12 protein-coding genes are annotated in these 13,543 nt (G+C 68.9%); 7 read left to right on the top strand and 5 right to left on the bottom strand.

What is annotated here, in order from left to right; all coding sequences use genetic code 11:
* Positions 1-395 precede the first annotated feature (395 nt).
* A complete protein-coding gene (gene treS / locus ACIN94_RS16480; protein WP_400706636.1) occupies positions 396-2,084 on the top strand; it encodes a maltose alpha-D-glucosyltransferase in 1,689 nt (562 codons plus the stop codon).
* Positions 2,085-2,174: 90 nt separating this feature from the next.
* Here the strand turns inward: treS and ACIN94_RS16475 are convergent, their stop codons facing one another.
* The 3 genes from ACIN94_RS16475 to ACIN94_RS16465 are packed head-to-tail and all read right to left on the bottom strand — an operon-like array spanning position 2,175 to position 5,713.
* Positions 2,175-4,454, bottom strand: a complete 2,280-nt coding sequence (locus tag ACIN94_RS16475; RefSeq protein ID WP_400706087.1) for an ABC transporter permease — start codon at positions 4,452-4,454, stop codon at positions 2,175-2,177.
* Positions 4,455-4,457: 3 nt separating this feature from the next.
* On the bottom strand, positions 4,458-5,210 hold the full coding sequence (locus ACIN94_RS16470; RefSeq protein ID WP_400706084.1) for an ABC transporter ATP-binding protein: 753 nt from the start codon (positions 5,208-5,210) through the stop codon (positions 4,458-4,460).
* Positions 5,207-5,713, bottom strand: a complete 507-nt coding sequence (locus ACIN94_RS16465; protein ID WP_400706081.1) for a PadR family transcriptional regulator — start codon at positions 5,711-5,713, stop codon at positions 5,207-5,209. The genes ACIN94_RS16470 and ACIN94_RS16465 overlap by 4 nt, the downstream gene beginning before the upstream one ends.
* A 132-nt stretch (positions 5,714-5,845) precedes the next feature.
* Here ACIN94_RS16465 and ACIN94_RS16460 point away from each other — a divergent pair, with 132 nt between their 5' ends.
* The 6 genes from ACIN94_RS16460 (at position 5,846) to ACIN94_RS16435 (ending at position 11,966) form a co-directional block, all read left to right on the top strand.
* Positions 5,846-7,102 (top strand): ABC transporter substrate-binding protein, encoded by a 1,257-nt coding sequence (locus tag ACIN94_RS16460; protein ID WP_400706078.1) that lies wholly within the window; start codon positions 5,846-5,848, stop codon positions 7,100-7,102.
* Between the two features lie 171 nt (positions 7,103-7,273).
* Complete coding sequence (locus ACIN94_RS16455; protein WP_400706075.1) at positions 7,274-8,602, top strand: ABC transporter substrate-binding protein; 1,329 nt, start codon at positions 7,274-7,276, stop codon at positions 8,600-8,602.
* A 12-nt stretch (positions 8,603-8,614) separates the two neighbouring features.
* Positions 8,615-9,955 carry an ABC transporter permease subunit gene (locus ACIN94_RS16450; protein WP_400706072.1) on the top strand — a complete coding sequence of 447 codons (1,341 nt, stop codon included), beginning with the start codon at positions 8,615-8,617 and terminating at the stop codon, positions 9,953-9,955.
* Complete coding sequence (locus ACIN94_RS16445) at positions 9,952-10,827, top strand: carbohydrate ABC transporter permease (RefSeq protein ID WP_400706069.1); 876 nt, start codon at positions 9,952-9,954, stop codon at positions 10,825-10,827. The genes ACIN94_RS16450 and ACIN94_RS16445 overlap by 4 nt, the downstream gene beginning before the upstream one ends.
* A 78-nt stretch (positions 10,828-10,905) precedes the next feature.
* A complete protein-coding gene (locus ACIN94_RS16440; RefSeq protein WP_400706066.1) occupies positions 10,906-11,583 on the top strand; it encodes a uracil-DNA glycosylase in 678 nt (225 codons plus the stop codon).
* A 38-nt stretch (positions 11,584-11,621) separates the two neighbouring features.
* Positions 11,622-11,966 (top strand): hypothetical protein, encoded by a 345-nt coding sequence (locus ACIN94_RS16435; protein ID WP_400706063.1) that lies wholly within the window; start codon positions 11,622-11,624, stop codon positions 11,964-11,966.
* Between the two features lie 2 nt (positions 11,967-11,968).
* Here the strand turns inward: ACIN94_RS16435 and ACIN94_RS16430 are convergent, their stop codons facing one another.
* Positions 11,969-12,370 (bottom strand): VOC family protein, encoded by a 402-nt coding sequence (locus tag ACIN94_RS16430; RefSeq protein ID WP_400706060.1) that lies wholly within the window; start codon positions 12,368-12,370, stop codon positions 11,969-11,971.
* Between the two features lie 89 nt (positions 12,371-12,459).
* A complete protein-coding gene (locus ACIN94_RS16425) occupies positions 12,460-13,401 on the bottom strand; it encodes a hypothetical protein (protein ID WP_400706057.1) in 942 nt (313 codons plus the stop codon).
* Positions 13,402-13,543: the final 142 nt, after the last annotated feature.

The following is a 13,543-nucleotide window of genomic DNA, read 5'->3' as shown; positions in this document are numbered from 1 at the left end:
GGGCGTCCGCGACGACCGGATCCAGGTGTCCGCCCGCAGTGCGCGCGTCTCCCGGACCTCCGGACATAGACCCAGGTCATCGTCACCGCGCAAGGGGGGTTTCGGGGAAGAGAGCAGTAAGCGACAGCGTGATTACGGGTGGGTTGCGCGATGCTTACGGAGATTCCGCGGTGTGGGAACGTGACGAGATGTTTTAGGGGCTACGACAGGCGTGAACGGCTGGTAGTGTTCGGCCCGGAAAGCGCCACAACGGACAGACCGAATCACAGATCCGGTCCGGCCGAGGGCATGGAGCACGTGGGGATGACGGCTCCCGCCAGCGCGGTCACCAAACATCACGAGCCGGACTATCCGGTGACTTCGTCCTGCCCTTTCTCACCGTGAGCGAGAACACGATGAACCCATCCCCCTATATGCAGCCCGTTGCCGAAGACTTCGTCTCGGCGGACCCTCAGTGGTACAAGCGGGCGGTCTTCTACGAGGTCCTGGTCCGGGGATTCAAGGACTCCAACGGAGACGGCACGGGAGACCTGCGCGGCCTGATCGAGAAGCTCGACTACACCAAGTGGCTCGGCGTCGACTGTCTGTGGCTGCTCCCGCTGTACGAGTCGCCGCTGCGCGACGGCGGCTACGACATCTCCGACTACATGAAGATCCTTCCCGACTTCGGCGACCTCGGCGACTTCGTGGAGCTCATCGAGTCGGCTCATGCGCGGGGCCTGCGCATCATCACCGACCTGGTGATGAACCACACCAGCGACAAGCACCCCTGGTTCCAGGCCTCGCGGCACGACCCCGAAGGCCCCTACGGCGACTTCTACGTCTGGTCCGACGAGCCCACCGGATACCCCGACGCCCCGATCATCTTCATCGGCGCCGAGGAGTCCAACTGGACCTATGACCCGGTCCGCAAGCAGTACTACTGGCACCGCTTCTTCCACCACCAGCCGGACCTGAACTACGACAACCCGGCGGTCCAGGAGGCCATGCTGGAGGTCCTGCGGTTCTGGCTGGATCTGGGTATCGACGGCTTCCGTCTGGACGCCGTGCCGTACCTCTTCGAGCGCGAGGGCACCAACTGCTCCGGCCTGCCCGAGACCCACGCGTACCTGAAGAGGGTCCGCGCCGAGGTGGACCGCCTCTACCCCGACCGGGTGCTGCTGGCCGAGGCCAACGGCTGGCCCGAGGACGTGGTGGAGTACTTCGGCGACCCGTCGGTGGGCGGCGACGAGTGCCACATGGCCTTCCACTTCCCGCTCATGCCGCGCCTCTTCATGGCCGTGCGGCGGGGCAGCCGGGAGCCCATCTCCGAGATAATGTCGCGGACACCGAAGCTCCCGGACAGCGCTCAGTGGGGCATCTTCCTGCGCAACCACGACGAGCTGACCCTGGAGACGGTCACCGAGGACGAGCGCGACTACATGCACGCCGAGTATGCCAAGGATCCGCGTATGCGGGCCTACCTGGGCATCCGGCGCCGCCTGGCCCCGCTGCTGGAGAACGACCGGGACCAGATCGAGCTGTTCACCGCGCTGCTGCTGTCCCTTCCCGGCTCGCCGGTCATGTACTACGGCGACGAGATCGGCATGGGCGACAACATCTGGCTGGAGGACCGCGACGCGGTCCGCACCCCGATGCAGTGGAGCCCGGACCGTAACGCCGGGTTCTCCGACTGCGACCCGGGCCGCCTCTACCTCCCTGCCGTCATGGACCCGATCTACGGCTTCCAGGCGGTCAACGTCGAGGCCCAGGAGAAGAACCCGGCGTCACTGCTCCACTTCACCAGGAAGATGCTGGAGATCCGCCGTAGCCACCCGGTCTTCGGCACCGGCGTCTACAGCGAGCTGTGGTCCAGCAACCCGGCGGTGCTGTCCTTCGTCCGCGAGGACGGCGACGACGTGATGCTGTGCGTCAACAACCTGTCGAAGTATCCGCAGCCGGTGGAGCTGGACCTGCGCCGCTTCGAGGGCATGACGCCGGTCGAGACCCGCGGCGGCGTGCCGTTCCCGCAGGTGGGCGCCCTGCCCTACCTGCTGACCCTGCCGGGTCACGGTTTCTTCTGGTTCTCCATCAACACCCGCTGATCCCTTCCCGCGGCTTCCCCCGGTGCGGTACGGCCTGGCCGTACCGCACCGTTCCGCGTTGGTCTCGCGACCATCCGGGGGCAGGCGCCCTCACCTGGCGGTCATCGGCACCTGGGCGCGTACGGCCCTGCGCGCCGGTATCAACGTCACCAGCAGGGCCGCCCCCACCGCGATCAGCACCGCGGAGACCAGGGTCACCGCCGAGGGGGTACGGCCGATGCCCGCGCCGACGCCGCTGGTGTGGCCCTGCAGGTCGATCAGACCAGCGACCACGGAGGCTCCGGCGGCGGTGCCCGTGACCACGCCCAGCACGACGAGCAGCCCCGTGCCGGTGACCAGGGTCGCGGCCACCTGTCTCGGGGTGAGTCCCATGGCCTTGAGCACCGCCAGGTCCAGCGCGTGGTCACGCAGGCCGAGGGCGCCGGCGGTCAGCAGGTTGGCCAGGCCGAGCAGCGAGAGCACGCCGATCAGGGCCACGATCACCACACGGATGATCGAGAGCCGTTCCGCCGGGTTGACCACCAGCTGCACCTCCAGTGCCTCGTCCGAGGCGGCCAGCAGCCGGGCCCGGACCGCGGCCGGGTCGGCTCCCGGCCGGAGAACCAGGCTGTAGAACTGCGGCGGCATCGCGTCCTTGGCGGCGAGACTGTCCAGCCCGAGGGAGAGCACCTCACCATCCTGGTCGGGCTCCACCACCCGGCCGACGATGTGGACGATCAGAGGCGTGCCACCGACCGTCATCCGCACCCGGTCCCCGATCCGCGCCTCCAGCAGGTCGAGCAGTCCCTGCCCGGCGACCGCCTCGCCGCGGGCGGCGAACATCCGCCCCTCGACCACCGAGAAGGGATACGGGTGCGCGGAGGTGCCCACGGCACGGGCCAGCACACTCCTGGTCTGCTCCGGTTCCAGCGCGGACACCTCGGTGCCCGGGTAGGCGGCCAGCACCTCGGGGTCGGCCCTGGCGATCCGTACGGCGTCCCCCGCGGAGAGTTTGTCCGGGCGGAGGGTGAGCGCGGCCGCCTGACCGATCTTTTCGGGATGGCGCAGGAAGTCGTCCAGGGTGGCCCAGCAGCCGAGGCCGATCGTGATCATCATCATCGGGACGGCGACGCCGACAATGCTCAGGAGGGCGGGGACGCGCCGGGTGAAGGCGTCGCGGGTGCCCAGGACGAGGGCGGGCGGCAGCCGTACGAGAAGGGCGAGCCTGGCCATCCGGGACAGGTGGCCCTTCGGCGGCGCGGCGGGCGCCGCGGGGATCGGCGGTGTGCGGCTGCCACGCCAGGCGGGCAGGGCCACCGCGACGAGGACCACCGCGGCGGTGCCTCCGGCGATCGACAGCAGCGGGATCGGCGAGAGCGGCAGAACCGGCATGCCGTCCAGCGCGAACGAGGAGGCGATCTGGCCGCAGACCAGGCCGGCGGCGATACCGAGCAGGCCGAGCGCGCCGTGCTCCACCACGAGCAGGCCGAAGATCTGGCTCCGGGTGTAGCCGAGGGACTTCAGGGTGGCGATGTCGCGTGTCTGGGTCAGCACCCGGCCGCCCACCACGTTGACGATGGCCAGCGCGGCGGCGACCAGCCCGGTGGCGCCGAACAGCGCCAGCAGCAGCCCGAGCAGCCGGTTGTCCAGTTCCATGGAGGCGCGGACCTCGCGCCAGGTGGACATGCGCTGGATCTGCTCGGCCAGCAGAGTGACCGCCCCGTGCACGACCGGCAGCGTGTCCTCCCCATCGGCGAGCCGCAGGCCGGTGACCGACTCGCTGCGGCCCAGCGCGGGTTCGATCCTGGCGAGGGTGGTGGTCAGGGTCCAGGCCAGGCCGGGGGTCCACTCGGGGTAGAAGCCCTGGTCGGCGGTGTCGGCCAGGCCGACCACGATCAACGGGTGCGAGGCGCCGTTGAGCGCGGTGACGGGGAAGGGTCCGCCCACCCGCAGATCGAGCGCCTCGGCGAAGGATCGCTCGACGACCACGCCCTCGACGTCGCCGGGACGTAGCCACCGCCCCTCCCGGACCAGCGGCGCGGCCACGGAAGGTGCCGTCGCCTGCATCCCCCGGAGCGCCACGGGCGACTTCTTACCGTCCAGCGTGAGCATCACGGGCGCCGTCCGGTACGGCCCCGCCACCTCGACCACGCCATGGAGCCGCGACAGCGCGGGCACGTCTGGAGCGTCCTTGGTGTGGATCCACACATGCGCGCCCCTGGATTCCGCGAACAGCCCCCGCCACGGGTTCGTCCCGTCCTCCAGCAGCGTCGCCGAGGCGATGAGCGCCGTGACGATCCCCGCCACCGCGAGCACCGTCAGCAGTGCCTGTCCCCGCCGTGCTCTCAGGTCGGCCCGGATCCATCTGGCCGAGGCCCTGACGGTGCTCACCGGCTACCCCCTGAGCTCGACGACGTCGCCCGCGGTGGCCCTGGGACGCCGGCGGACCGGACCGACGGCGCCGTCGTCGACGATCTCTCCGTCGAGCAGGGAGACCACCCGGTCGGCAAGGCTGGCCACCCGGGCGTCGTGGGTGACCATGATGATGGTCTGGCCGTCCCGGTGGACCTCTCCGAGGAGGCGGAGAACGTCCCGGGTGTTGCGGCTGTCGAGGTTGCCGGTGGGCTCGTCGGCGAGCAGCAGGCTCGGCCTGTTGGCCAGCGCGCGGGCCAGCGCGACTCGCTGCTGCTCGCCACCCGCGAGCTGGGCGGGGGCGGCGTCGGCGCGGTCGGTCAGGCCGAGCTCGCCCAAGAGGTACTCCCGGCGCTCGCGGGCCTCGCGCGGGGACGCTCCGGCCAGCAGCGCGGGCAGTTCGACGTTGTCGGCCACGGTCATGTTGGCGACCAGGTTGAAGAACTGGAAGACGAAGCCGATCTCCCGTCGGCGCAGCAACGCCCAGGCGCTCTCGCTCAGCGTGTCGGCCCGCTTGCCGTTCAGCCAGATCTCGCCGCTGGTGCGGGTGTCCAGGCCGCCGACCATGTGCACCAGGGTGGACTTGCCCGACCCCGACGGCCCCATGACCGCGACGAACTGCCCCGCCTCGACCCTCAGGTCCACTCCCCGCACGGCGGGTACCGGGACGCCACCGTTCTGGTAGATCTTCACCAGGTTGACCGTGTTGACTACGGGGTGCGGAGGTGCGCTCACGACAGGTCCTCCTGACAGCGTTCGAGCCAGTCGAGGTCGGCCTGCAGGTGGAGCATGGCCCCCTCTATCAGCAGGAGCGCGACGCGGTTCCCCCGGTCGGTCCGCTCAGCGAGTTGGTTGAGGTCGCGCATGAGCGCGAGGTAGTGGCGGCGCTGGCGGCTGATCAGCGTCACCCGGTCCGCGATGCCGGTCATGGGGGCCAGCACGAGCTTCATGAAGAACTCGTCCCGGACCCGAGGCCCCTCGGTGGGTTCGTCCACCCATACGTCGAGGGCTTCCCGGCCCTTGGCGGTCAGATAGTACACCTTCTTGTTCGGCCGGTTGGACTGCTCGACGTCCACGGCCCGCACCAGCCCGTCCTTCTCCAGGCGGCCGAGCGTGACGTAGATCTGTCCGATGTTCGGTGACGGATAGGCACTGCCGAATATCTGTTCCAGCGCCTGTTTCAGCTCGTATCCGTGGGCAGGTTCCTTCGCGAGGAGCGCGAGCAGCGACTGCCTCACGCCTCACCTCCTCGGAGTGCTCGTTACGTGAGCGTTATGTGGTGATCCGTTGACGCCCACATTAGCGCTGTGCATAACATGAATGCATCTACCTAACATGTATGTAGCCGCTCTGGGAACTGGAGGCAACCGATGCGCCGTCTGGTCTCCGTCGCGCTCGCCGTACTGGTGACGGCGGGATGCTCGGGGGCGGTCGCTCAGAAGACGGAGCGGTCCGGCGGGACCGGCCCGTTCACTCTCGTGACGGGACGCGACACGACCGGCTACCTTCAACCACTGCTCGACCGGTGGAACCAGACCCATCCCGGGGAACGTGCCACCCTGCTCGAACTCCCCGAGGCGGCCGACGAGCAGCGCGCGCAGATGGTCGCCAATCTGCAGGCCGGAAGCGACCGCTACGACGTGCTCGGCCTCGACGTGGTCTGGACCGCTGAGTTCGCCGACGCCGGCTGGATCCTGCCGCTCGACCGCGGCATGTTCCCGCTGGACCGGTTCCTGCCGCCGGTGGTGGACACCGCGGTCTACCAGGACAAGCTCTGGGCCGTGCCCTACACCAGCAACGCCGGACTGCTCTACTACCGCAAGGACCTGCTCGCCAAGCAGGGCTTCAAGCCGCCCCGAACCTGGGCGGAGCTGCGCGAGCAGTCCCGCACGCTGCACGACACGTACGGCATCGGCGGTTACGCCGGTCAGTTCCTCGCCTATGAGGGGCTGACCGTCAACTTCACCGAGGCCGTGCAGTCGGCGGGCGGACAGATCCTCAGCCCGGACGGCACCCGGGTGACCATGGACGTGACCAAGGCGAAGACCGGCCTGGACTTCCTGGTCGGCGGATTCCGTGAGGGATGGATCCCTCAGGAGTCACTCTCCTTCAAGGAGGAGGAGTCCCGGCTGGCCTTCCAGGAGGGCCGGCTCGCCTTCGCCCGCAACTGGCCGCACGCGTACGGCCCGGCCACCGCTTCGGCGGTCGCCGGCAAGTTCGGTGTCACCCGGCTTCCCGGGCTGAACGGCCCGGGTTCCAGCTCGCTCGGCGGGATCAACCTCGCGCTCAGCGCATACTCCAAGCGGCAGAAGTCGGCGCTGGATTTCATCCGCTATTTCACCAGTCTGGAGAACCAGCGGCGGGTGCTCGTCGACGGTTCGTTCCCGCCCGTCTGGGCCGAGCTGTACGACGACCCCGGCCTGATCAAACGCTTCCCCTACCTTCCGGTTCTCAAGCAGAGCATTCTCTCCGCACAGCCGAGACCGGCAAGTGACAACTACAACCAGGTGAGCCTGGTGATCGCCAGTGCGGTCTCCAACGCGCTCACCCCACCCTTCGAGGAGGCGGGCGACGATGTCGTCGCCTCCATGAAAGGCCAGCTCAACGAGATCATCCGGGCTCGGTGACCCCGGGGGCGATCCCCGGGCGAGACCGTCCTCCCCACTCCCGACCCGGACTGAGGGGCATCCCCACCCCGGTCCGGGCCGGGCGTCATTCCCATCCCCACCCACAGTGAGCTGTCATCCACGTCCCCCGTTGGCATCGGGAGCCCCGACAGCACAGGAGGTTCGTTCAGTATGCGTAAATCCATCGCGACAGTGACGACGGCTGGACTCGCGCTCGCGCTCGCCGCATGCGGCGGCCAGGCTTCCGACACCGCCGCCTCCCCCGCCCCCGGCGACAACTCCTCCGCCGTCCCCGCGGCCAAGACCCTGGAGGGCGTGACCATCGAGGTCGCCGCCAAGTGGACCGGCCCCGAGCAGGCCAACTTCCAGGAAGTGCTCAAGGCGTTCGAGACCAAGACCGGCGCCAAGGTCGTCTACGCCTCCACCAGCGAGGACACCGGCGCCTACCTCGGGCCGCGCATCCAGGGCGACAACCCGCCGGACATCGCGATCCTGCCCCAGCCGGGCCTGGTCAAGCAGTATGCCGACCAGAAGGCGCTCAAGCCGCTCACCCCCGAGGTGCTCAAGCAGATCGACGACAACTACACCCCGTACTGGAAGGAGCTCGGCTCCGCCGGCGGTCAGACCTACGGCGTGCTGGTGAAGGCGGCCCACAAGTCGCTCATCTGGTACCGCGACAAGGCCTTCCAGGACGCCGGGGTGCAGCCGCCGGCCACCTGGGACGAGCTCCTCACGACCGCCCAGGCGATCGCCGACTCCGGCACCCCGCCGTTCTCCCTGTGCGGGGCGGCCGGCTGGACGCTGACCGACCTGTTCGAGAACGTCTACCTGTCCAGCGCCGGCCCGGAGAACTACACCAAGCTCTCCAAGCACGAGATCCCGTGGACCGACCCCAGCGTGACCACCGCGCTGGAGAAGATCGGGCAGCTCGTCGGCAAGAAGGAGTTCCTGCTCGGCGGCACCTCCGGCGCCCTGCAGACCGGCTTCCCGGCCTGCGTGACCCAGGTCTACGGCCAGGCCAAGTCGGCGATGGTCATCGAGGCGGACTTCGTTGCCTCCCCGGCCGAGGAGTCCGGCGCGAAGCTCGGCGAGGAGGCCAAGTACTTCCCGTTCCCGAAGGCCGGCGACACCGAGCCGGTCGTGCTGGGCGGCGACATCGCGGTGGCTCTGAAGGACTCCAAGGGCGCGATGGCGCTGCTTGAGTTCCTCGCCTCCGCCGAGGGCGGCGAGATCTGGGCGAAGCTGCCCGGCTACCTCTCCCCCAACCGCAACGTCTCGCCCGACAACTACCCGTCCGACCTGACCAAGAAGCTCGCCGAAACGATCATCTCCGCCGGCGACGCCGTCCGTTACGACATGTCCGACCTCGCGCCCAGCGCCTTCGGCGGCACCGACGGCAAGGGCGAGTGGAAACTCCTGCAGGACTTCGTGCGCGACCCCTCCAGCATCAAGGACATCCAGGGCAAGCTTGAGGCCGAGGCCGAGAAGGCCTGGAAGTAAAGGCGGGAGGCCGTGACCGACCGGTTAGACGGACCCGCGGCACCGGCGGCGCCACCGCGCGGCGCCACCAGGCTGGGACCGCCGCCGAGGCTGGCGATCTGGTTCCTGCTGCCGGGCGCGGTCCTGCTCGGCGCGATGGTGATCTACCCGATCATCTACTCGATCTTCCGTAGCTTCTACGACGCCAACGGCGACACCTTCGTCGGCGTGGAGAACTACGCGTCGATCTTCAGCGACACCTCCACCCTGACCACGATCAGGAACAACCTGATCTGGGTCGTGGTGGCTCCCACCCTGGTCACCGCGGTCGGCCTGATCTTCGCGGTGCTGACCGAGCGGATCCGCTGGGCGACCGCGTTCAAGCTGATCGTGTTCATGCCGATGGCCGTCTCCCTGATGGCCTCCGGCGTCATCTTCCGCCTGGTGTACGAGCAGGACCCGGATCTGGGCGTGGCCAACGCCGTCATCACCTCGGTCCAGGACGTCTTCGACTCCAGCACGGGCTACCCGGACGCCCGTCCCCGGGAGAACGACCAGTCGCCGGTCGCCGTCCAGCAGGGCGCGGTGGTGACCAAGCAGGCCGCCACACCCGGGCAGGCCGTACTCATCCCGCTGGTGGGCGTGAAACCCGAGACCCTCGCCTCGGCCTCGGCGGCGAAGACGGCCCAGCCGGGTCCGGGCGAACTCGCCGGGACCGTGTGGGTGGACTTCACCCAGGGCGGCGGCGGCACGGTCAACCAGGTGGACGGCACCGAGAAGGCCCTGGCCGGGGTAACGGTCGAGGCGGTGCGGGACGGCACCGTCAGGGCCACCGCCACCACGGAGGCCGATGGGACCTTCCGCTTCGCCGGGCTCGCTCCGGGCGACTACACGGTACGGCTGCCGCAGTCGAACTTCACAGCGGCCTTCAACGGGATCTCCTGGCTGGGCCCGACGCTGATCACTCCGGCGATCATCGGCGCGTTCATCTGGGTGTGGGCCGGGTTCTCCATGGTGCTGATCGCGGCCGGACTCGCGGCCATCCCCCGTGACGCGCTGGAAGCGGCCCGCATCGACGGCGCCACTGAATGGCAGGTGTTCCGCAAGATCACCGTTCCGCTGCTCTCCCCGGTGCTGCTCGTCGTGTTCGTCACAATGATCATCAATACCCTGAAGGTCTTCGACCTGGTCTTCGTCATCGCACCGGGATCGGTGCAGCCGCAGGCCAACGTGATCGCGCTGGAGATGTGGCGGGTCTCCTTCGGCGGCGGCGGCAACCAGGGGCTGGGCAGCGCGCTGGCCATCCTCCTGCTCCTCCTCGTGCTGCCCTTCATGATTCTCAACATCCGCCGGTTCAGGAGGGACAACCAGTGACAACCTCCACCCTGGGCGCTCCGCCACGCGGTGTCCTCGGCCGGATCGTGGACAAGGTCGGCGGTGGCGTCCTCCAGGCGGCGCTGGTGCTGATCGGCGTGTTCTGGCTGGTCCCCACCCTCGGACTGTTCGTGGTCTCGATCCGCGAGGAGACGGCCAACAACTCCACCGGCTGGTGGACGGCCCTCACCAAGCCAGCCGAGCTGACCCTCGGGAACTACTCCGACCTGCTGGCCACCGGGTTCACCGCGTCGTTCTGGAACACCGTGTTCATCACGGTGCCCACCACCGTCCTGGTGATCGGCATCGCGGCCATGGCGGCCTACGCGTTCGCCTGGATGGAGTTCCCGGGCAGGGACGCGCTGTTCCTGGTCGTGGTCGGCCTGCTGGTGGTGCCGATCCAGATCGCGCTGATCCCGATCGCGAAGCTCTACGGCACCCTCGGGATCTTCGGCTCCATCGCCGGCGTGGTGCTCTTCCACGTCGCCTTCGGACTCCCCTTCGCCATCTTCCTGCTCCGCAACTTCTTCGCGGGCATCCCGCGCTCGCTGCTCGAAGCGGCGCGGATGGACGGCGCGGGCGAGTGGAAGATCTTCTCGACCGTGGTGTTCCCGCTGGCCAAGCCCGCGGTCGCCTCGCTCGGCATCTTCCAGTTCCTCTGGGTCTGGAACGACCTGCTCGTCGCCCTGGTCTTCGCCAACGCCGAGAATCAGCCGATGACCAAGGCCCTGCAGTCCCAGATGCGGCAGTTCAGCGCCAACGTCGACGTCCTGGCGCCGGGCGCCTTCCTGTCACTGATCATCCCGCTGGTGCTGTTCTTCGCCTTCCAGCGGTACTTCGTGCAGGGCATGATGGCCGGCTCGGTGAAATAAAGGGGCAGGCCCGGTACGGCTTGCCCAGATTTCAGGGGCAAGCCGTACCGGACCTCAAACCTCGATAGGGTTTTCGGCATGTCCACACGCCCTTTGAACGAAGTCGTGGAAGCCGGTTGGGCCACGGCCCTGGAGCCCGTCGCCGGCAGGATCGCCGCGATGGGCGACTTCCTCCGCAAGGAGGTCGCCGAAGGCAGGCAGTACCTCCCCTCGGGCCCCAACGTGCTCCGCGCCTTCCAGCAGCCCTTCGACCAGGTCAAGGTGCTCATCGTCGGTCAGGACCCCTACCCCACGCCGGGTCACCCGATCGGCCTGAGCTTCTCGGTGGCCGCCGACGTACGGCCCATCCCAGGGAGCCTGCGCAACATCTACAAGGAGCTCACCGAGGACCTCGGGCTGCCGATGCCGAGCAACGGCGACCTGACCCCGTGGGCCGAGCACGGCGTGCTGCTGCTCAACAGGGTGCTCACCGTCATGCCGGGCAAGCCCGCCTCGCACCGGGGCAAGGGCTGGGAGGAGGTCACCGAGCAGGCCATCAAGGCGCTTGTCGCGCGCGGCAGACCGCTGGTGGCGATCCTGTGGGGCCGTGACGCCCGCTCCCTGCGCCCGATGCTCGGCGACATCCCGGCCATCGAGTCGGCCCACCCGAGCCCCCTGTCGGCCCGCAGCGGCTTCTTCGGCTCCCGCCCGTTCAGCCGTGCCAACGAGCTCCTCGTGCAGCAGGGCGCGACGCCGGTGGAGTGGAAGCTCCCTTAGGGGCAATCCCCCTTCGCGAGGGCACTAGGATTTCCACCATGAGTGATGAATCGGGCACTGAACGCTATCTGCGTCTGACGGTTGAGCTTACTGTTGAGGTGCAGGACCTGGGCGGGCTCCAGGCCGCCGCACTGAAGGAGATCAACCACCCGGACGCCGACCTGGACGACGACGAGCGCCGGGAGCAGGCGGAGATGGTCTCCGCCGACGACACCGGCGCCACGGCGCTGCAGTGGCTCATCGAGCCGGACCACGTCCTGGGTCTGATCGAGCACGTCGAGCAGATCGAGCCCCGTGAGGCCGTGCTGGGTGTGGAGCCCTCCGACGGCCCCTCGGACGAGGACGACGACCATGACCACGAGGGCCACGGCCACGAGCACTGAGGTCAGTCGTTGACCGCGAAGCCGTCCCCGAAGGCCCAGAGTTGACCTTCCAGGTCGAAAGCCAGATAGACCCTGGTGCCCTCGGGGGTGGCCTCGATCTCCACCACGATCTCCGCGCCCATCTCGTCGGCCCGCTCGTAGTGGGCGTCCAGGTCCTCCACCACGACGAACACCCCCTGACTGACCGCCGGTAGATCCAGGGCACTGCGCAGGTACGGCTCGCCGGCACGGACCGAGGCGAGCATGATCACAGCGTCTCCCAGCACGAGCCGGGCGTAGACGATGCCACCGTTCGGCCCGGGGACCGTGAGCGCCGCCCGGAAGCCGAAGACCTTGCCCAGCCACTCGATGGCCGCCGGAGCATCCTGGTATCGCAGGAACGGAACCACAAGGGGCGTCGACATGCTGCCCTCCATCGAGACGGTGCGGTGCCTTCAGCCCCGAGCTTGCCACCGTTGGCCGGTCCCGTCAGCCCACCGGACGGATCTCCTTCTCAGCCGGTGAGCACCTCCTCGCGGCGGGCGACGAGGGAGTCGCGACGGCGCACCAGATCGCCACGGCGGACGGCCAGCTCGTTCACCATGTCGTTCGCCCACTGGGCCACCTCGGCGACGGCCTGCCCGGTACGGGCGATCCGCCGGTGCTTGATCGCGTCGACGATGATGTTGTCGAAGAACGCGTCGACGAACCAGCGGGTGTCCACCTGGGGCAGCTGCGGGGCGACGCGCACCCCGACATCGGCGAGCTCCCGGGAGAAGGCGTCCAGCGCGCGCTGGGCATACCAGGCGGCCTCGTCCGCGTTGCGCAGGTGCCCGTGCTCCACCATGTCCGCGAAAATGCCACCGCCCAGCATGTCCCAGGTGGAGGCGCCGCGGGCGTTGCCGAGGCAGTGCAGGACCTGACCGACCGCGTGGACGGCGGCGATCCCGGCCTGGTGGGCCTCCTCGTGTTCGCGGAGGTCGGCGTGGATGTCGGCCAGCCGGCGGCCGATCTCGGTGAGCTCGCGTCCCCTGGAGTCTGCCGACTCGATAAGCAGACGTTCCTTCCGTGCGAGCAGCCCGGCGAACTCCTCATGGGCCGGACCGATCTCGGCCAGGCCGCGCTCCACGGCCGCCTGGTCGGCCCGGAGCCATTCGAGACGGGTCCGCTGCCCGTCCAGACGCTGCCGCACGGCCTGCGCCTCAGCCCGCTCCTTGACAAGCCGTTCTTCCTTGGACCCGGCGAGTCCGGACAGGAACGCCGTGAAGCCCCCGCTCTCCAACCGGGAGACGTCACGCTCCTCCTTGACGAGCCGGTGCTCCAGGTCACTGATGAGCTGCCCGACCTCGTCGAGCTGTACGGTCACCGTCTGCCGCTGCCTGGTCAGCTGTTCCAGCCGTCGCACCCGATCTTGGGCGGCGTGCAGGTCATCGTCGATGCTGTCGAAGGAGGTCACACCTTTGCGACGCGCGGAGAGGACGAATCGTTCCGCCCGGCACCGTCGGCGGCACAGCGTCCAGCTCGGACAGATAGCGCCACTACGACGTGGCCGACCTGCGCCGCCTGTCGGACCTCCTCACTCCGATCGCGGCTTGAAT

The sequence above is a fragment of the Streptosporangium sp. NPDC087985 genome (genome assembly GCF_044741965.1).
Taxonomy (GTDB): domain Bacteria; phylum Actinomycetota; class Actinomycetes; order Streptosporangiales; family Streptosporangiaceae; genus Streptosporangium.
Note: the sequence above shows the minus strand (reverse complement) of the source record. Positions and strands in the feature narration are given on the sequence as shown.